Here is a 19,903-nt window from a genome sequence, read left to right on the forward strand (position 1 = left end):
TGTGAGGCTTATTCCACTGACGCTGGGCGCCGGATTGCTGGTCGGCGCCGCGTTATTGGTTGCTCCGCAAGTGCTTCCACGTGCGCTGGCCTCCTGCCCGGGCGTCGAGGTGGTGTTCGCCAGGGGAACCGACGAGCCGCCCGGTGTCGGGAAGGTCGGTGGCGCCTTCGTGAGTTCGCTGCGCCAGCAGACCGGCAAAAGCGTTGGGTCGTATGGGGTGAACTATCCGGCGAACAAGGACTTCCTGGCCGCAGCGGACGGCGCCAACGACGCGAGCAACCATGTGCAGCAAATGGCCAACAACTGCCCCAACACCAAACTCGTCCTCGGCGGTTACTCGCAGGGCGCGGCCGTCATCGACATCGTCACGGCGGCCCCATTGCCCGGGCTGGGATTTCGTGACCCGCTGCCGCCGGATGCCGCCGATCACGTCGCCGCGGTGGCCCTGTTCGGCAACCCGTCGGCCCGCGCGGGCGGTTTGATGAGCGTGCTCACGCCGAGCTTCGACGGCAAGACCATCGACCTGTGCAATCAGGGCGACCCGATCTGCTCCGACGGCAATGAGTGGAAGGCCCACCTGGGCTACGTGCCGGGGCTGACCAGCCAGGCCGCCAAGTTCGTCGCCGGCAGGGTCTAATCCCGGGTCCGCAGGTCCCGCGTGATGAGATTGCGCTCGGCCAACTGGTCGTCGGGCGGATAGTCGACGCCGACCAGGGTGAGCCCGTGCGCGGGTGCGGCCGCAAAGCCACTGGAACGTTCTGTCGCCGAAAGCAATTCGACGCACCACGAGGGCGGGCGCCGGTGTTCTCCGACCGCCAGCAGCGCGCCAACCAGCGACCGCACCATCGACCAGCAGAACGCGTCGGCGCTGACGTGCGCGGTCACCAGGTGGCCGTCGCGCGTCCAGTCCAGCCGCTGCAGGTCCCGGATCGTGGTGGCACCCTCGCGCTGCCGGCAGAACGCGGCGAAATCGTGCAGCCCCAACAGGTCCCGCGCCGCGGTGTTGATCGCATCCACATCGAGGTCGCGCGGCCAGGCGGTGACGTACCGCGCCAGCTGCGGCTCCACCCCGTAGGGCGCCGTGGACAACCGGTACACGTAGTGACGCCGCAGCGCCGAGAACCGCGCGTCGAAACCGGCTGCGGCGCGGGCGATCCGCAGCACGCGGACCTCGGTGGGCAGAAATCGCCCGAGGCGGCGCAGCAGCGGCAGGAATTCGGGCTCGCCGACCCGTGGCGACCGCGAGTAGGCGTTCGCCACGGAGTCGACGGGCACGTCCAGATGGGCCACCTGCCCGGTGGCGTGCACCCCGGCGTCGGTGCGGCCGGCCGCGCGCAGCCGGACCGGGGTGCGGAACACCGTGGTCAGCGCCTCGTCGAGCACACCGGCCACGGTGCGCTGGCCCGCCTGCGCGGCCCAGCCGGCAAAATCGGTTCCGTCGTAGGCGATGTCGAGCCGCAGACGGACGATCTCACTAATCCTCGGTGGCCTCTTCGGGCTCGGCGGACTCCACCGAGGCCTGCGGCGCCGCCGCGGCCGCGCCCTCGACCGCTTCCGGGGTCTCGTCGAGAGTGGAGTCGTCGACCGCTTCGGGCTCGACGGACTCTGCCGAGGCCTGCGGCGCCGCCGCGGCGGCCTCGGGGGCGGCCTTCGACGACTTGACCCGGCGGGCCCGGTCGGCCTCCGAAGTCACCGTCTTCTCCAGCACCAGCTGGATCACGGCCATCGGGGCGTTGTCGCCCTTGCGCGGCTCCACTTTGACGATCCGGGTGTACCCGCCGTTGCGGTCGGCGAAGAACGGCCCGATCTCATCGAACAGCTTGTGCACGACGTCCTTGTCGCGGATCTTCTTGAGCACCTCGCGACGGTTGTGCAGCGTGCCCTTCTTCGCATGCGTGATCAGCTTCTCCGCATACGGCCGCAGCGCCCGCGCCTTCGGCTCGGTCGTCTTGATCTGGTTGTGCTCGAACAGCGACGTGGCCAGGTTGGCCAGCAGAGCCTTCTGGTGTGAAGACGACCCGCCGAGGCGAGGACCCTTGGTGGGCTTGGGCATTGCACTATCTCCTAAGTGGGGCCGACCCCCGTATCAGGTAGGGCCGGGACGGACTTCTGTTGTAGGTGTCCGGTTCCTCAGCAGCCGCTGCACGACCGCATCGTCACCGGACTTCTGTTGTAGGTGTCCGGTTACAGCTGTTCGGTTTCCGCGTAGTCCTGGTCGTCGTAGGCGGCGTCGGTGGACCAGGTGCCGGTGGCGACGTCGTAGCCCGCGACCTCGGACGGGTCGAAGGTGGCGGGGCTGTCCTTCAGCGACAGGCCCAGCTGGTGCAGCTTGACCTTCACCTCGTCGATGGACTTCTGACCGAAGTTGCGGATGTCGAGCAGGTCCGACTCGGTGCGCGACACCAGCTCGCCGACGGTGTGCACGCCCTCGCGCTTGAGGCAGTTGTAGGACCGCACGGTGAGGTCCAGGTCGTCGATCGGCAGCGCGAACGACGCGATGTGGTCGGCCTCGGCCGGCGACGGCCCAATCTCGATGCCCTCGGCCTCGACGTTGAGTTCGCGTGCCAGGCCGAACAATTCGACCAGCGTCTTGCCGGCCGACGCCAGCGCGTCGCGCGGGGTGATCGAGCTCTTGGTCTCGACGTCGAGGATCAGCTTGTCGAAGTCGGTGCGCTGCTCGACGCGGGTGGCCTCGACCTTGTAGGTCACCTTGAGCACCGGCGAGTAGATGGAATCGACGGGGATGCGGCCGATTTCGGCACCCGACGCCCGGTTCTGCACGGCGGGCACGTAGCCGCGGCCGCGCTCGACGACGAGCTCGACCTCGAGCTTGCCCTTGTCGTTCAGCGTCGCGATGTGCATGCCCGGGTTCTGCACGGTGACGCCGGCCGGCGGCACGATGTCACCCGCGGTGACCTCGCCCGGGCCCTGCTTACGCAGGTACATGGTGACCGGCTCGTCCTCCTCGGAGGACACGACCAGGCCCTTGAGGTTCAGGATGATGTCGGTGACGTCTTCCTTCACGCCGGGCACGGTGGTGAACTCGTGCAGCACGCCGTCGATGCGGATGCTGGTGACGGCCGCGCCGGGGATCGACGACAGCAGCGTGCGGCGCAGCGAATTGCCCAGGGTGTAACCGAATCCGGGCTCCAGCGGTTCGATGACGAACTGCGACCGGCTCTCGGTGAGCACCTCTTCGGACAGTGTGGGTCGCTGAGAGATCAGCATGGTTTTCTTCTTCTCCTTCTCGGCACCCGCTATTTGATGCCGACTGTGTTGTCCGCTCCGACCCGCCGCGCCCGGCTTCGCCGCGCTTGCGATCGTCGCAACCCAGCGCCGGGTTCAGCGCGGGGAGTCTTACTTCGAGTAGAACTCGACGATGAGCTGCTCGGTGAGCGGCACATCGATCTGTGCCCGCTCGGGCAGCTGGTGGATGAGGATGCGCTGGCGCTCCCCCACGACCTGCAGCCAGCTCGGGAGCGGCCGGTCGCCGGCCGTCTCGCGCGCGATCTGGAACGGCACCGTGTTGAGGGAGCCGTCGCGCACGTCGATGATGTCGTACTGCGACACCCGGTAGCTGGGGACGTCGACCTTCACGCCGTTGACGCTGAAGTGCCCGTGGCTGACCAGCTGGCGGGCCATGCGGCGCGTGCGGGCCAACCCGGCGCGGTACACGACGTTGTCCAGCCGGCTTTCCAGGATCCGCAGTAGCTCCTCACCGGTCTTGCCGGGCTGGCGCACCGCCTCCTCGTAGTAGCGGCGGAACTGCTTCTCCATGACGCCGTAGGTGAAGCGCGCCTTCTGCTTCTCCTGCAGCTGCTGCAGGTATTCGCTCTCCTTGATCCGCGCGCGGCCGTGCTGGCCGGGCGGGTAGGGGCGCTTCTCGAACGCCTGGTCGCCACCGACGAGGTCGGTGCGCAGCCGGCGCGACTTGCGGGTGATGGGTCCGGTATAGCGAGCCATGATTGGTTTCCTCCTAGACCCTTCTGCGCTTGGGCGGACGGCAGCCGTTGTGCGGCTGCGGGGTGACGTCGGAGATCGCGCCGACCTCGAGGCCCGCCGCCTGCAGGGAGCGGATCGCGGTCTCGCGGCCCGACCCCGGGCCCTTGACGAAAACGTCGACCTTCTTCACACCGTGCTCCTGCGCCTTGCGGGCCGCGTTCTCGGCGGCCAGCTGGGCGGCGAACGGGGTGGACTTGCGTGACCCCTTGAAGCCGACGTGACCCGACGACGCCCATGCGATGACGTTGCCCTGCGGGTCGGTGATGCTGACGATCGTGTTGTTGAAGGTGCTCTTGATGTGCGCCGCGCCGTGCGGGATGTTCTTCTTTTCCCGCTTGCGGGTCTTCTGCCCCTTCTTAGCGGAGCTTGCCTGCGCCTTTTTTGCTGGTGGCATCGGGTTCTACCTGGCCTTCTTCTTGCCCGCGATGGTGCGCTTGGGGCCCTTGCGAGTCCGCGCGTTGGTCTTGGTCCGCTGGCCGCGCACCGGCAGGCCGCGGCGGTGCCGCAAACCCTGGTAGCAGCCGATCTCGATCTTGCGACGAATGTCGGCCTGCACCTCGCGGCGCAGGTCACCCTCGACCTTCAGGTTGGCCTCGATGTAGTCGCGCAGGTGGGTGAGCTGGTCGTCGGTCAGGTCCCTGGTGCGCAGGTTCTTGTCGATGCCCGTCGCTTCGAGGATCTCGTTGGAACGGGTCCGGCCGACGCCGAAAATGTAAGTGAGCGCGATCTCCATCCGCTTGTCACGCGGCAGATCGACGCCTACTAGTCGAGCCATAGGTGGCGTTTCCTCTTTTTCTCAGCGGAGGTCTTTTCCCAGCCCGTTCCCGATATGGTCGGGGCCCGGCCTCCGTCCGGGCGTGGTTGAGCTGGCCCATCTCTACAGATGCCAGCCGCTCAGTGGTGCTGGGAGGTCATCATTCAGTTGTGCGACAAGCGCTGGCCGAAGGTCAGCCTTGGCGCTGCTTGTGCCGCGGATCGGAGCAGATCACCATGACCCGCCCATGCCGACGGATCACCCTGCACTTGTCACAGATGGGCTTGACGCTCGGGTTCACCTTCACGGCTGTCTCGATCCTGTTCTGTCTACTCGTAGGTGTTGTTCGGGCTCGTTGTCGTTACTTGTAGCGGTACACGATGCGGCCCCGGGACAGGTCGTAGGGAGACAACTCCACCACCACCCGGTCCTCGGGCAGGATGCGGATGTAGTGCTGCCGCATCTTGCCGCTGATGTGGGCGAGCACCTTGTGGCCGTTCTCCAGCTCAATGCGAAACATCGCATTGGGCAGGGGCTCCACCACGCGGCCCTCAACCTCTATGGCGCCGTCCTTCTTGGCCATAAGTTCCCAGAAATCCTCGTCAGTCTCGTATTCGTCTCGATGCGCCCGTATCGGCGCAGCATTCGCCCGACTAAAAACGTGAGCCAAGGGCAGGAAATTCCTGGAATTCCTAAGACGGGGCACGCAAAAAGTCGGCACGGATGACGCACCGCTGCCCCACGATACCCGGTCGGGCCCCCCGACCCAAATCGCGGACGGCGCAATCGGCGGGCGGATGGCCGTCGCCGCCGACCTGCCGCCAGCGCCCTGACGAGGGCATACTTGACGTCGATGAGTAGCCCCGCCAGTCCTGCCGGCCCATCCGTTCAACCTCGCAGGCCGGTCCTGCTGACCGTCGACGACGATCCGTCGGTCTCCCGCGCGGTCGCACGGGACCTGCGCCGCCAATACGGCGACAAGCACCGGATCGTGCGCACCGAGTCGGGTCCCGACGCCCTGGAGACGCTCAGGGAGCTCAAATTGCGCGGCGAGACCGTCGCGGTGCTGATCGCCGACTACCGGATGCCGGAGATGAGCGGCATCGAGTTCCTCGAACAGGCGATGGACCTCTACCCGGCCGCGCGCCGCGTGCTGCTCACCGCGTACGCCGACACCCACGCCGCCATCGACGCGATCAACGTCGTCGACCTCGACCATTATCTGCTCAAGCCGTGGGACCCGCCGCAGGAGAAGTTCTACCCGGTCATCGACGCGCTGCTGGACGCGTGGCGGGCGGCGCCCGAGCACCCGATCCCCCACACCAAGGTGATCGGCCACCGCTGGTCGCAGCGATCCTGGCAAGTGCGAGACTTCCTGGCGCGCAATGGGTTGTACTACTCGTGGTTCATGGCCGACGACCCCGACGGCGAGCGGTTGCTCAAAGCCGCCGGGGAGGACGGCCTTCGCCTGCCCGTCGTCGTCACCGAACGCGGTGACACCCTGGTCGAACCGACCGACGCGCAGCTGGCCGACACGCTGGGCCTGACCACCACGCCGTCGCAGGAGTTCTACGACCTCATCGTGATCGGCGGTGGCCCCGCCGGGCTCGCCGCCGCCGTCTACGGCGCCTCGGAGGGGCTGCGCACGGTCTTAATCGAGCGCACCGCGACGGGCGGCCAGGCCGGCCAGAGCTCGCGGATCGAGAACTATCTCGGGTTCCCCGACGGGGTGTCGGGCGGCCAACTGGCCGACCGCGCCCGCAGGCAGGCCGAGAAGTTCGGCGCCGAACTGATCACCGCCCGCACCGCCACCGCCCTGGAGGTCAACGGCCCCAAACGCACGGTGCGGTTCGCCGACGGCGGCTCCGTCGACGCGCACGCGGTGATCCTGGCCACGGGCGTGGCATACCGCCAGCTACCGGCGGAGGGCTGCGGGGAGCTGACCGGGCGGGGCGTCTACTACGGGGCGGCGGTCTCCATCGCGTCGGAATGCGCCGGCGAGGAGGTCTACGTCGTCGGCGGCGCGAACTCCGCCGGCCAGGCCGCGATGTACCTGTCGCGCGAGGCCAAGTCGGTGACCATCGTGGTGCGCGCCCCCTCGCTGGACGCCTCGATGTCCTACTACCTCATCCAGCAGATCCGCGAGCGGCCCAACATCACGGTGCGCACATGCACCGAGGTGCGCCGCGCCGTCGGCGCCGACCATCTCGAGAGGCTGACCCTGGTCGACAACAAGACCGGGGAAACCCAGGACGTCACCTGCGCCCGGATGTTCATCTTCATCGGCGCCGCGCCGCGTACCGAATGGCTGGACGGGGTGCTGGCCCGCGACCAACACGGCTTCGTTCTCACCGGACCGGACCTGCGCAACGTGTGCGGGTGGACGCTGGACCGGCCGCCGCACCACCTCGAGACCAGCGTGCCCGGCGTGTTCGCCACCGGTGACGTGCGGGCGGAGTCGGCCAAGCGCGTCGCCGCCGCCGTGGGCGAGGGGTCGATGGCCGTCATGCTGGTGCACCGCTACCTGGCCGAATCGTGACCGACACCCCGTGCAAGCCCGACGAGCTGCGCAGCCTGTTCCTCTTCGAGGCGCTGACCGACGAGCAGCTGGCGGCGTTGTGCGCCAGCGGGCACGTCGACACCTATCAGCCGGGCCCGATCTGCGTCGAGGGCGAACCGGCCACCTGTCTGTACGTCCTGATGGACGGCGAACTGGTGATGTCGAAGCGCTCGGGCGGCCAGGACATCGAGACCAACCGGACGTCGCAGCGCGGCGTGTATTGCGGCGCGTGGCGGGCGTTCACCGGTCAACCGCAGGACCAGAGCTACGACGCGACGGTGCACGTCACCAAACCGTCGCGGTTCTTCGTGCTCGACGCACCGGCGTTCGCCCATTTCATGAAGGACCAGTTCCCGATGGCGGTGCATCTGCTCGACGGCATGGCGGTCGGCCTCGAGCGGACCCGACGGATCATCGACAACCGGGAGAAACTGCTCGCGCTGGGCCAGCTGTCCGCCGGTTTGACCCACCAGCTGAACAACCCCGCCGCCGCCACCGTCCGCGCCGCGTCGGAGCTCCGGCAGCGGGTCGCCGGCATGCGCCACAAACTCGCGATGCTGGCCGACGGGACGGTCACCCCGGAGGCGCTGCGGACGCTGGTGCGGCTCCAGGAGGAGGTCGCGGACCAGGTCGCGAAGTCGGCGTCGATGAGCCTGACCGCCATCGAGACGACCGACCTCGAAGACGCCGTCGGCGAATGGCTCGAGGACCACGGCATTGACGGCGGCTGGGACATCGCGCCCACCTTCGTCGAGGGGGGCATCGACACCGACTGGCTGGAGCGCATCGCGGCGGCGACCGACGAGCTGGGAGCGGCGACGTCGTTGGAGAAGGCCGTCGGCTGGCTGACGTACACGGTCGAGGGCGAACTGCTGATGACCCAGATCCTGGAGGCGAGCAAGCGGATCTCGGCGCTGGTGGCCGACGCCAAGCAGTACTCGCAGATGGATCGGGCCCCCTTCCAGGTCGCCGACCTGCACGAGCTGCTGCGCAGCACGCTGGTCATGTTCGCCGACCGGTTGGGCCGGGACGCCGGGATCACCGTCGTCAAGGAACTCGACCGGTCACTCCCCGAAATACCTTGCTACCCAGGCGATCTCAACCAGGTATGGACCAACATCATCGACAATGCGATCGCGGCGATGCGCGATCGGGGCGGGACCCTGACGATCCGGACCTGCCGGGAAGGCGAGAAGATGATCCGGGTCGAGATCTGCGACACCGGCCCGGGGATTCCCGAAGAGGTGCGCGACCGCATCTTCGAGCCGTTCTTCACCACCAAGCCGGTCGGCGAGGGCACCGGCCTCGGGCTGGATCTGGCCTGGAACATCGTCGTCAAGAAGCACCGCGGCGATCTGCGGGTGGAGTCGGCCCCCGGCGACACGCGGTTCATCGTGTTGCTGCCGCTGGAGGTGCCGGCGCCGGACGCGGAAGTGCCGAACCCGGAATAGCCGCGCCGCGGGCCTGGTTGGAGAAACCATGACCGATGGAGTTACGAGCAAGCCCAACCTCGGCCGGTTCGGATCGTTCGGACGCGGCGTCACCCCCCAGCAGGCCAAGGAGATCGAATCCCTCGGCTATGGGGCGGTCTGGGTGGGCGGTTCGCCGCCCGCGGAACTGGCCTGGGTGGAGCCCATCCTGGAGGCCACGACGACGCTGCAGGTGGCCACCGGCATCGTCAACATCTGGACCGCCGCCGCCCAACCCGTCGCCGAGTCCTTCCACCGCATCGACAAGGCCTACCCGGGCCGCTTTCTGCTCGGCATCGGCGTCGGGCATCCGGAGGCGCACAGCGAATACCGCAAGCCCTACGACGCGCTGGTCGAGTACCTGGACAAGCTCGACGAGTACGGGGTGCCGGCCAATCGCCGCGTGGTGGCCGCGCTCGGGCCCCAGGTGCTGAAGCTGTCCGCTCGGCGCAGCGCCGGGGCGCACCCGTATCTGACCACTCCGGAGCACACCGCGCAGGCGCGCGAGCTGATGGGCCCGTCGGCCTTCCTGGCGCCCGAGCACAAGGTCGTGCTGACCACCGACCCCGCTAAGGCCCGGGCGGTCGGCCGCAAGGCGCTCGACATCTACTTCAACCTGGCTAACTACCGCAACAACTGGAAGCGCCTCGGCTTCTCCGAGGAGGAGGTCACCCGGCCAGGCAGCGATCGCCTGGTCGACTCCGTCGTCGCCTACGGCACCCCGGACCAGATCGCGGCGCGGCTGACCGAACACCTCTCCGCCGGCGCCGACCATGTGCCGGTGCAGGTCCTCACCGCGGACGAGAACCTGGTGCCCGCGCTCGCGGAGCTGGCTGGCCCGCTCGGGCTGCTCGGGCCTAGATGACCGCGTGTGGGCCCGCTGAGTGAATTGGCCGGGCCATTGGGGTTAACCCGCACCGGCTGACCGCGGGCCTCCGCTAGGGTTTTCGACCATGCGATTGTTGGTGACCGGAGGGGCCGGCTTCATCGGCGCGAACTTCGTGCACAGCACGGTCCGCGAGCACCCCGAGGATTCCGTGACGGTGCTCGACGCCCTGACCTACGCCGCCCACCGCGAGTCGCTGGCCGACGTCGAGGGCGCGATCAGGATGGTCGTGGGCGACATCTGCGACACCCAGCTGGTTTCCAGGTTGGTCGCCGAGTCTGACGCCGTCGTGCACTTCGCGGCGGAAAGCCACGTGGACAACGCGCTGGACGACCCCGAGCCGTTCCTGCACACGAACATGATCGGCACCTTCAGCATCCTGGAGGCGGTGCGGCGCCACGGCGTACGGCTGCACCACGTCTCCACCGACGAGGTCTACGGCGACCTGGAGCTCGACGACCCCCAGCGGTTTACCGAGGCGACGCCCTACAACCCGTCGAGCCCCTACTCCGCCACCAAGGCCGGCGGCGACATGCTGGTCCGCGCCTGGGTGCGGTCGTACGGGGTGCGCGCCACCATCTCCAACTGCTCGAACAACTACGGGCCGTATCAGCACGTCGAGAAGTTCATCCCCCGCCAGATCACCAATGTCCTCACCGGCCGGCGGCCCAAGCTGTACGGCAGCGGACACAACGTTCGCGACTGGATCCACGTCGACGACCACAACAGCGCGGTGCGGCGCATCCTCGAGAAGGGCGAGATCGGCCGCACCTACCTGATCAGTTCCGAGGGTGAGCGGGACAACCTGACCGTGCTGCGCACCTTGCTGCAGATGATGGGCCGCGACCCCGAAGACTTCGACCGCGTGACCGACCGCGTCGGCCACGACCTGCGCTACGCGATCGATCCGTCGGCCCTGTACAACGAACTGGGTTGGGCCCCAACACATACCGACTTCGAGGAGGGCCTGCGCGCCACGATCGACTGGTACCGTGCCAACGAGTCGTGGTGGCGGCCCCTCAAGGACGCCGCGGAGGCCCGCTACGAGGAACGGGGCCAGTGACATGAAGGCCCGCGAGCTGAGCATCCCCGGCGCGTGGGAGATCACCCCCGCCATCCATGGCGATTCCCGCGGCCTGTTCTTCGAATGGCTGACCGACCGCGGATTCACCTCCTTCGCCGGTCATCGCCTCGACGTCCGGCAAGCCAACTGCTCGGTCTCCTCGGCGGGTGTTTTGCGCGGCCTGCATTTCGCCCAGCTGCCGCCGAGCCAGGCCAAGTACGTGACCTGCGTGTCGGGTTCGGTGTTCGACGTCGTCGTCGACATCCGGGTGGGGTCGCCGACCTTCGGTCGGTGGGACTCGGTCCTGCTCGACGACCGCGACCACCGCACGATCTACCTCTCCGAGGGGTTGGCACACGGATTCCTTGCCCTGCAAGATAATTCGACCGTGATGTACCTGTGCTCGGCGGAGTACAACCCGCAACGCGAGCACACCATCTGCGCGACGGATCCCGAGCTGGGGGTGGACTGGCCGCTGGTCGACGGCGCCGCGCCCAGCCTGTCCGACCGGGATGCCGCGGCGCCGAGCTTCGCCGAGGTGCGCGCCTCCGGGCTGCTACCCACCTGGGAAGAGACGCAGACCTTCATCGCCGGATTGCGCGACGCGTAAGCGCGCTGCCGCACAAAAACGTTCGTTGACGAAAACGGCGAATTTCCCGTTGATTTCCGCCTAGCATTCCGATTGTCGCCAATCGGGGCGAGCGCTCTATTGCGCGGGGTGTGGGGAGGTCTCGCATGTCGTTTGTGATCACAGTGCCGGAAATGGTGACCGATGCGGCGACGAATTTTGCGGGCATTGGCTCCGCAATTGACGCGGCCCATGCCGCGGCCGCGGGGGCCACGACGCAATTGCTCGCCGCGGGTGCCGACGAGGTGTCGGCGGCAATCTCGAAAGTGTTCGGAGAATACGGGTCGGCGTATCAGGCGCTGACCGCTCAGGCCACGGCCTTTCACACGCAATTCGTGCAGGCACTGAATTCCGGCGCAGGCATGTACGCGGCGACGGAAGCGGCGAGCGTCGACCCCCTGCAGACCATCCAGCAGGACATCTTCGGTCTCATCAACGCGCCCACCAACACCCTGCTGGGACGCCCGCTGATCGCCGACGGCGCCAACGGCCACACCAACGCGCAGGGGGTGGGGACGCCCGGCGGCTCCGGTGGGCTGCTGATCGGCAACGGCGGGAACGGCGGGAACAGCACCGCGACCGGTGCGCCCGGCGGCGCGGGTGGCGCCGCGGGGCTGTTGTTCGGCAATGGCGGGAACGGCGGGACGGGCGGTCCGGCCGCGCTCGGCGGCGCGGGCGGTCCCGGCGGCCTGCTGGGCGCGCCCGGGGCCACCGGCGCTCCCGGCCTGGCCACCGTCCCCCTGTCGTACGACGGCAGCAACTTGCTCGTGAACCTGTCAGTGGCCGGGGGCCCCAGTTCGACCGTCATCGTCGACACGGGGTCCCGGGGCCTCATCCTTCCGCCGCAGGACGTCAATATCGCCAACCTCGGCCCCGTCACCGGGACCGGCAGCGTCACGTACGGCGAACCGTTGAATACGTTGACGGTCAACTACAACACCTATTCGACCACCGTGAATTTCGGCAATGGAATGGTCACGCAACCGACCACCATTGCCGTAGCCACTTCGGCGGTCCGGAATTACATCTTCAGCTATCCCGTCCAGCAGGTGCCGGCCATATTGGGGGTCGGCGTGAATCCGGGCGGCGGCCCGTTGGGCACCAGTCCGCTGACGGCATTGCCGGGCGCTTTCGGTCAGGGCGTCCTCATCAACGAGCCGGGCGGGGTGCTGCAGTTCGGCCCGAATCCGCTCACCGGATACGCCTCCGTGAGCGGTGCTCCGGCCACCACCCTTGACGTCAGTTTCAATAATGGCGCCCTGCACCAGACCGGCGGCGCGTACATCGATTCGGGCGGTCTGGGCGGATCGGTTCCCGACAATGTGGGCGCACCCAATTCCGGGGGTTACCTGCCCGCCGGAACCACCGTTTCGGTCTACGCGCCGGACGGTCACACGCTGCTGTACACCATGACGGCCGGCGGTAATCAAACACCCGTGGTGTCGAGCTTGTTGGGCGGCAACTTCAACACCGGGATCGCCCCGTTCCTCCAGCACCCGATTTACCTCTCGTACGGGAGCACGGGGACGATGGTCTTCGACGTCTGATCCGCCGCGTTCGAAACATATTGAAAATCCGCAATTTCCGGACTCTCACTGGCTAATATCCCGCTTGTCGCCGGTCGGTCGCGGCCGAACGATGCAAAGACTTGCTGGAGGGTCGGATGTCGTTTGTCATCGCGGTGCCGGAGCTGGTGACGGGTGCGGCAACGGAATTGGAGAGCCTCGGCGCGACGCTCAACTCGGCCCATGCGGCCGCGGCCGCGCAGACGACGGGCATCGCCGCGGCCGCCAAAGACGAGGTGTCGGCGGCGATCGCGGCGCTGTTCTCCCAGCAGGGCTCCGCATATCAGGCGCTGGGCGCGCAGGCCGCCGCCTTGCACGCCCAGCTGGTGCAGGCCCTCAACGCCAGTGCGCAAACCTATGCGACCGCCGAGGCGGCCAACGCCACGCTGCTTCAGACACTCGAGCAAGACGCGCTGGCGCTGATCAACGCGCCGACCGAGACCCTGCTGGGCCGTGCGCTGATCGGCAATGGCGTCGACGGCACCACCAACGCGGCCGGGGTCGGCTCGGCCGGCGGGGCGGGCGGAATCCTTCTGGGCGATGGCGGTCGCGGCGGCGCAAGCACGGCCGTCGGCGTGGCGGGCGGGGCGGGCGGCCCAGCCGGGTTGATCGGCACCGGCGGCTACGGCGGAATGGGCGGGTTCGGTGCGGCCGGCGGGCGCGGCGGCACCGGTGGGCTGCTCTGGGGCAACGGCGGGGTCGGCGGGTTCGGCGGACCGACCGGCGTCGGCGGCACCGGCGGCAGCGCGCTGTTCTTCGGCGCCGGCGGCCAGGGCGGCCAGGGCGGGACCTTTACGGTCGACGCCAATGGTCTCCCCGTTCCCGGTGGGAGCGGCGGGATCGGCGGCACCGGGGGCCTGTTCTTCGGCAACGGCGGCGAGGGCGGCATCGGCGGTCCCTATGGCGCCGGCGGTCCCGGGGGGAGCGCGCAGTGGTTCGGAGCGGGCGGCGCCGGCGGAATGGGCGGGGCCTTCGCCAACGGTGGCATCGGCGGCGACGGCGGACACCTGATCGGCAACGGCGGCGCCGGCGGGACCGGCGGGGTGGTCTCCGGCATCGGTGGCCCGGGCGGCGCGAGCGGCGCGTTCTTCGGGGAGGCCGGGCTGGCCGGAGCCAACGGCGGGCCGGCCAGCGTCGCGCTGCAGATGGGCGGGGACGGACCCAACCGCCCACTGATAGAGATCTCCGTCAACGACGGACAGCCGACTTGGGCCTTGGTCGACACGGGCTCCACCACCACATTGATCCCGAATTTCGCCGTCAACATGCAATCCCTGGGGGATCCGACGGCCACCGGTCTCACATACGAGTTCGGCCCGAGTTCCGACCCCAAGTTGCAGACGATCGACTACTACAACACCTACACAGCCTCACTCGACCTGGGCAACGGGATCATGACCAAACCGATGACCATCGGCGTGATCACCAACGAGACGAACGGCTTGGGGACACCGACGCCGATGAGCGACTGGGAAACCGTTCTCGGGGTCGGGGCCAACACGACAACCGCGGGGTGGTCACACGGTTTCGTGCAGGAGTTGCCCACGGGTCTCAACCAGGGCTTGCTCATCAATCAACCCGCTCACTATGTCCAGTTCGGCGACAACCCGCTCAGCTATTTCGCCGCGGTTTCCGGCGCACCGGAGACCTCCCAGCTCCAGGTATCCGTCAGTTACAACGGAGTCAGCACCGGCTTCCTGCCGGCCGGGACAGTGAATGTCGACACCGGGGGCGTGGGCGGAGCCATCCCGCAGAACCTGCTCCCGTCGACGCTGGCCGGGTATCAGCCCGGGGCGGACTTGCCGCCGGGCGCGACGATCGAGGTCCAGGTTCCCACCCTCGACGGCACCGGATACCAGACGCTGTACGTACAGACGACCACCAACCTGCCCGCCTATCCCCCGACCCAAGTCGAGTCGCCAGAGGCTGCCTCCGGGCGTCTCATCACCGGAAATTACATCTTCTCCCAGATGCCGATCTACTTCTCGTACCTGCCCAGTGGCGGAGCGATCTACTTCGACAACCTCAGCTAGTCGCCGCCTGGGCCGAGCCCATTCGCCGGCCCCACCTGACCGACGCACCCCACAGCAGCACGGCCGATGCCTCGGCGACCACGCTGATGGCGGCATAGGGGGATGGCTCCCACCCCCGTTCCGAAAAGCCCAGCAGCCCAACCGTCCTCGACAAGACGAACGCGGCCAGCGACCCGCCCGCCACGGCCGCGCCCGACCACCGCAGCCACGCCGGGCCGCGCGCCGCGACGAGCAGGGCCAACGACAACGACACGCTGGCCTGGACCAGGAAAGCCGCACCGATCTTCGGGATGTGCTGATAGCCGTGCGCATAGAGGACGGCATGGGTGAGGGCGCTGACGGCCAGCGACGTCGCCAGCCCGAGCCGGACCGCGGCGTTCATTGCAGCGCCGTCTCTTTCAACGCCAGGGCCGTCTGCCCGCGGGTGTAGTTCACCTCGCGAATCCCGAGGGCATCGCGCAGCTTGCCCGCCGGCAGCGTGACCGGCTTCGGCGCCGGCCCGTCCCCTGGGCGGGGCAGCGGGTAGGCGGTCGTCGTGCCGCTGTAGAAGGTGACATTGCCCTCTGTCTTCGAAAAGAGCTGGTGGACATGTCCGTTCAGGCAGGTGACCGAGGCAAACCGGCTCAGGTAGCCGAGCGCCTGGGCGGCGTCGTCGGTGCCCCAGCCCCAGTCCGGGTACATCGCGAACAAGGGGATGTGGCTGAACACGATGATCGGGGTATCGCTCGACAGCCCCGCGACATCCTTCCGGACGAACTCGAGCTGGTCGACACCCAAGTGCCCGAGCTTCTTCAGGTTCAAGGTGTTCACCACCGCGATCACATGGACCCCTGCGACGTCGAAGCTGTACCAACCGTCCCCGCGGCTGCCCGCCCCAAAGGCGCCCCGGTACTTCTGCCCCGCGTCGTCGACCGAATCGTGCTCCCCCGGCACCGTGAAGACCTGTGGCGTCCGCAGCCGAGTCATCATCTGCTTCACCCGGTCGAACTGTTCGGGAGTGGACAGGTGGGTGAGGTCGCCGGTGTGGATGACGAAATCCGGTGTGTAGCCGAGGTTGTTGATCTGGTCGATCGCGTGGCCGAACGTGCCGGTGACGTCGGGGTTCTGTGGACCACCGAAGCCGATGTGACTGTCGCTCACCTGGGCGAACCGCAGCGTCGGTGAGCCCGCGTGCTGGGCCGCCGAGGCGCCGGCGACATGGGAGATGACCTCGCCGCCGATGACGGCGAATCCAACGGCCGCGCCGAACCATGCCGAGTGCCGCAGGAGTTGCCGGCGGGTCATCGACTGGGGATCCCGCGTCATCCCGTCACCACCACCGTGCCGTGCATCATCGGGTGAATCGAGCAGACGTAGTCGAACTTTCCCGCGGCCGGAAAGGTATGCGAATACGTTGCCCCGGTTCCCATTCCGGGCGAGTGGAACGATCCGTCGCTAGCGGCGACCGTGTGCGGCTCCTCGTCACGGTTGGTCCATGTGACCGTGCCACCGGCGTGGATAGTCAGCGTCACCGGTGCGAAAGCAAAATCGTCGATGCTCACCGTGTCCCCGGCGACTGCCGCCGGTGCCGGTGGGCTCGAACCGAACGTGACCGACGGCCGAGCGGCGGGGGGCGCCGACGAACACGCGACCAACACCACACCGGCGGCCGACAGGGCGACGCAATGATTTCGAAGTTTGGCGGTAGTCATGCCCACAGATAGGGCGGCGGGTTACACCGCTATGCGGGCTCGTCGTCGCGCGGCGGGGCGAACACCTCCACGGCGCCGTCGACCTCGCGAACCATCAACGTGGGCAACGGCTTCGGGGCGATCGGCAACTGATGGGTGAGCACCTGCCCGGTGGGCGAGAACGAGGTGGAATGGCAGGGGCAGCGCAGCCGATCGCCGGGCGCGTCGAACCACAGCCGGCAGCCCTGATGCGTGCATACTCCGGAGACCGCCTCGACCTTGCCGCCGACCCGGCGCACGAACCCGCTGACCGACCCGAGGTCGAAGGGATGCATCCGCTCGTCGGGCACGTCAGAGCTCGCCGCGACCCGCTGCCAGCTCCCGTCGTTGGGGGTGAGCCGGCCCGGGGCCGCGTCGGCCGCCGGAACCTCACCCGGGTGGCCGACGATGGCGCGGTCGATGGACACCGCGGCGACGGCCGCGGCCGCGGCGGCCGACGTGCCGACGATGACCTGCCGCCGCGTGCTGCTCGACGTGTGGGGCGGTTCCATTGGCGTGCCGGCCGCGCCGGTCATCTGCTCGGCCAGGCGGCGGTGCAAGTCGGTGAGGAACTCCTCGCGGGGCTCGGCATCGGGACCGGGACGGGCGGCGCGCAGCTCGATCGCCGTGCGGATCTGCGCGGCCTCGAAGTCGTCGGGCTCGAACGGCTTGGGACGCCGGCCCCTCAGCAGGTCGTCGACATAGCGTCGCAGGCCGCGCGCGTTCATGACCGCCCCCCGTCGTTCACCTGGGCCGCCAACCGCAGCGCACGATGCTGGAGCACTTTGGCGTTGGCGACGCTGATCCCGAGTTCGGCCGCAGACTCCTTGATCGAGTTTCCCTGCAGGAAGCGCAGATCCAGGATCTGGCGGTAACGGTCCGGCAGGTTGTCCATCACCTGGGCGACGCGCTGGGGGGCGGTGCTGATCGCTTCCTCGCTATCGGGTGGTTGTTCGATGTCCTCGATCGAGGTTATCTCCCGCCCGAGGGTCTCACGCCAGTGCGCGGCCAGCACGGTTCGCGCGGTGGCGCGCAGGTAGGCGCGCACCTCGCCGACGCTCGCGGTCAGGCGCAGCGGTCGCAGCGCCGCGAGGAAGACCTCGGCGGTGAGGTCCTCGGCGTCGGCCCGGTTGCCGACACGGGCGAACAGCGTGCGGTACACCCAGGACGCGTTATCGGAGTAAACGGCTTCCCAGTCCGGGTAGCCGCCATCGGGCACCGCGTGCAGTGGTCGCGGGCCGGCGGGATCGTTGTGAGACGCCACGTGCCTCCTTTACCGATCAATATCGGGTCGGGTTACACACGCCGTCGGCCAACAGCCGGTCCAGTTTCTCCACGGTTTTCTCGACGGTTGCCGAAGGGGCCGTCTTGGCCATACTCAGCAACCGTTCGCCCACCCGGGGCTTCGCCGACGCGGGCGCCAGCCGATGTCCGACCAGCTGGCCGGACAGGTTCAGCCGCATACCGGAGAACCATGCCGTCAGCTCCGGGTCCTCGAACCAGCGCAGCTGGTTGCGGTAGTCGGACAGGGTGTTGGGCGCCCAGTCCAGGTCGGCGCCGGGGTGCGCCACCGGCGCGCAGAGCAGGTTCCCGGCGGTGTGGTCGCGATAGTTGGCTTCGACGTGGGCGATCAACGCGGCGCTGAACACCTGCTGGCAGCCACGGAGGCTCTGCAGCGTGATCCGGCCGTCGCCGAAAACCGGCGTCGCCGGGACCTTTTCGGCGCCGTCGGCCGTGCAGTCGACGTACAGCGCCGACCCGTGTGCCGCAACCTCGCCGTCGTCTAGCACCAGCTTGTCGCGGTCGACGTGCCGCAGGCGGCCCATCCGCACGATGTCCGTGATGCGTCGCAACTGCTCGAGCTCGGTGCGCGTCACGGTCGCGCAGCGGTACATGGTGGGCCGCACGGCGCGGTCGAGCCGCAGCACCACGCCGCCGTCCTCGAGGCGCGCGAACAGATCCTCGATCGACACCGCGACGCCGGGGGCCACCCCGTAGGGCGGCGGGCGCATCGCGGGCACCGTGACCCGCATGTAGGTGGCGTCGACGACGCGCCGCGTCACGCTCACGGTGTGATGCCCGTCAGGCTGCTGGTTGCGGTCCACCAGCACCACGCGAGCGTCGGTCTCGGTGATCAGCGTGTCGACGAACGCCATGCCCATGGCGCCCGCGCCCACCACCGGGCAGTCCGTCTCGATGGTGGGCATACGCCTGACCTCAACCGATTTGGGCGGCGGCGGCGCGCAGGTCGTCCAGGGCCGCACGGGCCAGCTCCCCCAGCCCCCGCTCGTCATCGGTCGCAACCCATTTGGCGAACGCCTCTTTGAAGGCGAGCACCCCAAATTCGGCCGCGAGGGTCGCCGACCGGTCCGCGACACCGCGCGCCCGCAACGCTCCGGCCATGGCCGCGGCGAGCCCAACCTGTTTGAGCGCGTCGCGTTCCTGCAGTTCAGTGCTGGTTGCGATGACGGCCTTCAACCGCGGAGCGAGTTCGCGATTTAACGGCGTCATCTCGCCCGCGGCGCGGTCCAGTCCGGCCGCCACCGCCGCCAGCGGGGTGGCGTCGGCGGGCGCCGCGGCGATCCCCTCGACCAGGAGCCGTGACAACGTCTCCTGACCCGCGGCCAGCACCTCCCGCTTGTCTGGAAAGTATCGGAAGAAAGTGCTCTTGGTCAGGCCGGCGCGCTCGGCGATCTCGGCGACGGTGGTGCGGTCGTAGCCCCGCTCGGAAAACAGGTGCAGTGCGGCGGCGACGAGCCGCACACGCGCATCGGGTTCCCAGCGGGGCATGGGTGCCATCGTACGGACGAGACATCGGTCGCATCACCTGCGTGAGGATGGGCGGGCCGTAAACCTCGAGGCCGCGGACTACGGCTTGGGTAGCGCTGCCATAGCTCGTCGTTCGAGCCGTCGGGCTTCGGCATCGACAGCCCCGGACGATACGGAGATCCGCCCTCAATGGACCAGCCCGTAAGTTGATTCCGCCAGCTTTCAGGCACTTCGCTCCAGGGGCACTCTCATCTCACCGTCTCCCGAAGCCCCTCGGCCCCTTGTTCGCCGCCATGCACAAGGGAGATCGACACCGTGAAGGTGCGCGTGAATCCGGTTTCTCGGCCTCCCCAACCGCACCACAACGAGTGGTCCCGACCTGGTCGATGCTGCCGTTGCCGAGGTTCCGCGAGTTGACACAGTGGAACGCCCACAGCCGGTGCAGTCGCACGAACGGGTAGGCCA

General features: G+C 68.3%; 23 protein-coding genes. 8 read left to right on the plus strand and 15 right to left on the minus strand.

The annotated features are described in order from the left end of the window. The first annotated feature begins 16 nt into the window (after positions 1-16). Positions 17-637, plus strand: a complete 621-nt coding sequence (locus tag SKC42_RS02090; RefSeq protein WP_330962966.1) for a cutinase family protein — start codon at positions 17-19, stop codon at positions 635-637. On the opposite strand, the gene truA is transcribed toward SKC42_RS02090, so the two are convergent. The 8 genes from truA to infA all read right to left on the minus strand — a co-directional run bounded on the left by truA (position 634) and on the right by infA (position 5,339). Further along, on the minus strand, positions 634-1,479 hold the full coding sequence (gene truA / locus SKC42_RS02095; RefSeq protein ID WP_330962967.1) for a tRNA pseudouridine(38-40) synthase TruA: 846 nt from the start codon (positions 1,477-1,479) through the stop codon (positions 634-636). The two genes, SKC42_RS02090 and truA, sit on opposite strands and share 4 nt — an antisense overlap. Further along, positions 1,475-2,053, minus strand: a complete 579-nt coding sequence (gene rplQ / locus SKC42_RS02100) for a 50S ribosomal protein L17 (RefSeq protein ID WP_330962673.1) — start codon at positions 2,051-2,053, stop codon at positions 1,475-1,477. The genes truA and rplQ overlap by 5 nt, the downstream gene beginning before the upstream one ends. Before the next feature lie 131 nt (positions 2,054-2,184). After that, positions 2,185-3,228, minus strand: coding sequence for a DNA-directed RNA polymerase subunit alpha (locus SKC42_RS02105; RefSeq protein ID WP_330962674.1), 1,044 nt, complete (start codon positions 3,226-3,228; stop codon positions 2,185-2,187). Between the two features lie 129 nt (positions 3,229-3,357). Continuing rightward, positions 3,358-3,963 carry a 30S ribosomal protein S4 gene (rpsD, locus tag SKC42_RS02110; protein ID WP_330962675.1) on the minus strand — a complete coding sequence of 202 codons (606 nt, stop codon included), beginning with the start codon at positions 3,961-3,963 and terminating at the stop codon, positions 3,358-3,360. Between the two features lie 13 nt (positions 3,964-3,976). Continuing rightward, positions 3,977-4,396 (minus strand): 30S ribosomal protein S11, encoded by a 420-nt coding sequence (gene rpsK / locus SKC42_RS02115; protein WP_330962676.1) that lies wholly within the window; start codon positions 4,394-4,396, stop codon positions 3,977-3,979. 6 nt (positions 4,397-4,402) lie between these two features. Continuing rightward, complete coding sequence (gene rpsM, locus SKC42_RS02120; RefSeq protein ID WP_008260257.1) at positions 4,403-4,777, minus strand: 30S ribosomal protein S13; 375 nt, start codon at positions 4,775-4,777, stop codon at positions 4,403-4,405. Between the two features lie 172 nt (positions 4,778-4,949). Further along, the gene (rpmJ, locus tag SKC42_RS02125) at positions 4,950-5,063 is read right to left on the minus strand and encodes a 50S ribosomal protein L36 (RefSeq protein ID WP_003879483.1); all 114 of its coding nucleotides are present in this window, start codon (positions 5,061-5,063) and stop codon (positions 4,950-4,952) included. Between the two features lie 54 nt (positions 5,064-5,117). After that, entirely contained in the window at positions 5,118-5,339 is a 222-nt protein-coding gene (gene infA / locus SKC42_RS02130; RefSeq protein WP_003418601.1) for a translation initiation factor IF-1, read from the minus strand. 270 nt (positions 5,340-5,609) lie between these two features. Between infA and SKC42_RS02135 the strand changes: the two genes are divergently transcribed. The 7 genes from SKC42_RS02135 to SKC42_RS02165 all read left to right on the plus strand — a co-directional run bounded on the left by SKC42_RS02135 (position 5,610) and on the right by SKC42_RS02165 (position 14,960). Further along, positions 5,610-7,295 carry an FAD-dependent oxidoreductase gene (locus tag SKC42_RS02135; RefSeq protein WP_330962677.1) on the plus strand — a complete coding sequence of 562 codons (1,686 nt, stop codon included), beginning with the start codon at positions 5,610-5,612 and terminating at the stop codon, positions 7,293-7,295. Beyond that, positions 7,292-8,767, plus strand: coding sequence for an ATP-binding protein (locus tag SKC42_RS02140; protein ID WP_330962678.1), 1,476 nt, complete (start codon positions 7,292-7,294; stop codon positions 8,765-8,767). Before SKC42_RS02135 ends, SKC42_RS02140 begins: the two co-directional genes overlap by 4 nt. 28 nt (positions 8,768-8,795) lie before the next feature. Then, complete coding sequence (locus SKC42_RS02145) at positions 8,796-9,650, plus strand: LLM class F420-dependent oxidoreductase (protein WP_330962679.1); 855 nt, start codon at positions 8,796-8,798, stop codon at positions 9,648-9,650. 88 nt (positions 9,651-9,738) lie between these two features. After that, positions 9,739-10,734 (plus strand): dTDP-glucose 4,6-dehydratase, encoded by a 996-nt coding sequence (rfbB, locus tag SKC42_RS02150; protein WP_330962680.1) that lies wholly within the window; start codon positions 9,739-9,741, stop codon positions 10,732-10,734. 1 nt (position 10,735) lies between these two features. Then, positions 10,736-11,344 (plus strand): dTDP-4-dehydrorhamnose 3,5-epimerase, encoded by a 609-nt coding sequence (rfbC, locus tag SKC42_RS02155; protein WP_330962681.1) that lies wholly within the window; start codon positions 10,736-10,738, stop codon positions 11,342-11,344. Positions 11,345-11,469: 125 nt separating this feature from the next. Continuing rightward, complete coding sequence (locus SKC42_RS02160; protein ID WP_330962682.1) at positions 11,470-12,909, plus strand: PecA family PE domain-processing aspartic protease; 1,440 nt, start codon at positions 11,470-11,472, stop codon at positions 12,907-12,909. Positions 12,910-13,025: 116 nt separating this feature from the next. Continuing rightward, the gene (locus tag SKC42_RS02165) at positions 13,026-14,960 is read left to right on the plus strand and encodes a PE domain-containing protein (protein WP_330962683.1); all 1,935 of its coding nucleotides are present in this window, start codon (positions 13,026-13,028) and stop codon (positions 14,958-14,960) included. Here the strand turns inward: SKC42_RS02165 and SKC42_RS02170 are convergent. From SKC42_RS02170 to SKC42_RS02200, 7 genes are read right to left on the minus strand one after another with little or no spacing between them, the layout of a single operon-like run. Beyond that, entirely contained in the window at positions 14,953-15,342 is a 390-nt protein-coding gene (locus tag SKC42_RS02170; RefSeq protein ID WP_330962684.1) for a hypothetical protein, read from the minus strand. The genes SKC42_RS02165 and SKC42_RS02170 overlap by 8 nt on opposite strands. After that, entirely contained in the window at positions 15,339-16,265 is a 927-nt protein-coding gene (locus tag SKC42_RS02175; RefSeq protein WP_330962685.1) for a metallophosphoesterase family protein, read from the minus strand. The genes SKC42_RS02170 and SKC42_RS02175 overlap by 4 nt, the downstream gene beginning before the upstream one ends. Then, positions 16,262-16,657 carry a cupredoxin domain-containing protein gene (locus SKC42_RS02180; protein WP_442931941.1) on the minus strand — a complete coding sequence of 132 codons (396 nt, stop codon included), beginning with the start codon at positions 16,655-16,657 and terminating at the stop codon, positions 16,262-16,264. Before SKC42_RS02180 ends, SKC42_RS02175 begins: the two co-directional genes overlap by 4 nt. A 23-nt stretch (positions 16,658-16,680) precedes the next feature. Continuing rightward, positions 16,681-17,397 (minus strand): Rieske (2Fe-2S) protein, encoded by a 717-nt coding sequence (locus SKC42_RS02185; RefSeq protein WP_330962687.1) that lies wholly within the window; start codon positions 17,395-17,397, stop codon positions 16,681-16,683. Then, positions 17,394-17,933: an RNA polymerase sigma factor gene (locus SKC42_RS02190; protein WP_330962688.1), complete on the minus strand. Its 540-nt coding sequence runs from the start codon at positions 17,931-17,933 to the stop codon at positions 17,394-17,396. Before SKC42_RS02190 ends, SKC42_RS02185 begins: the two co-directional genes overlap by 4 nt. A gap of 16 nt (positions 17,934-17,949) precedes the next feature. Continuing rightward, positions 17,950-18,876, minus strand: a complete 927-nt coding sequence (locus SKC42_RS02195) for a hypothetical protein (protein WP_330962689.1) — start codon at positions 18,874-18,876, stop codon at positions 17,950-17,952. A 10-nt stretch (positions 18,877-18,886) separates the two neighbouring features. Further along, positions 18,887-19,459, minus strand: a complete 573-nt coding sequence (locus tag SKC42_RS02200) for a TetR/AcrR family transcriptional regulator (protein WP_330962690.1) — start codon at positions 19,457-19,459, stop codon at positions 18,887-18,889. Positions 19,460-19,903 lie beyond the last annotated feature (444 nt).

Source organism: Mycobacterium sp. 050134, assembly GCF_036409085.1.
In the GTDB taxonomy this organism is placed as follows: domain Bacteria; phylum Actinomycetota; class Actinomycetes; order Mycobacteriales; family Mycobacteriaceae; genus Mycobacterium.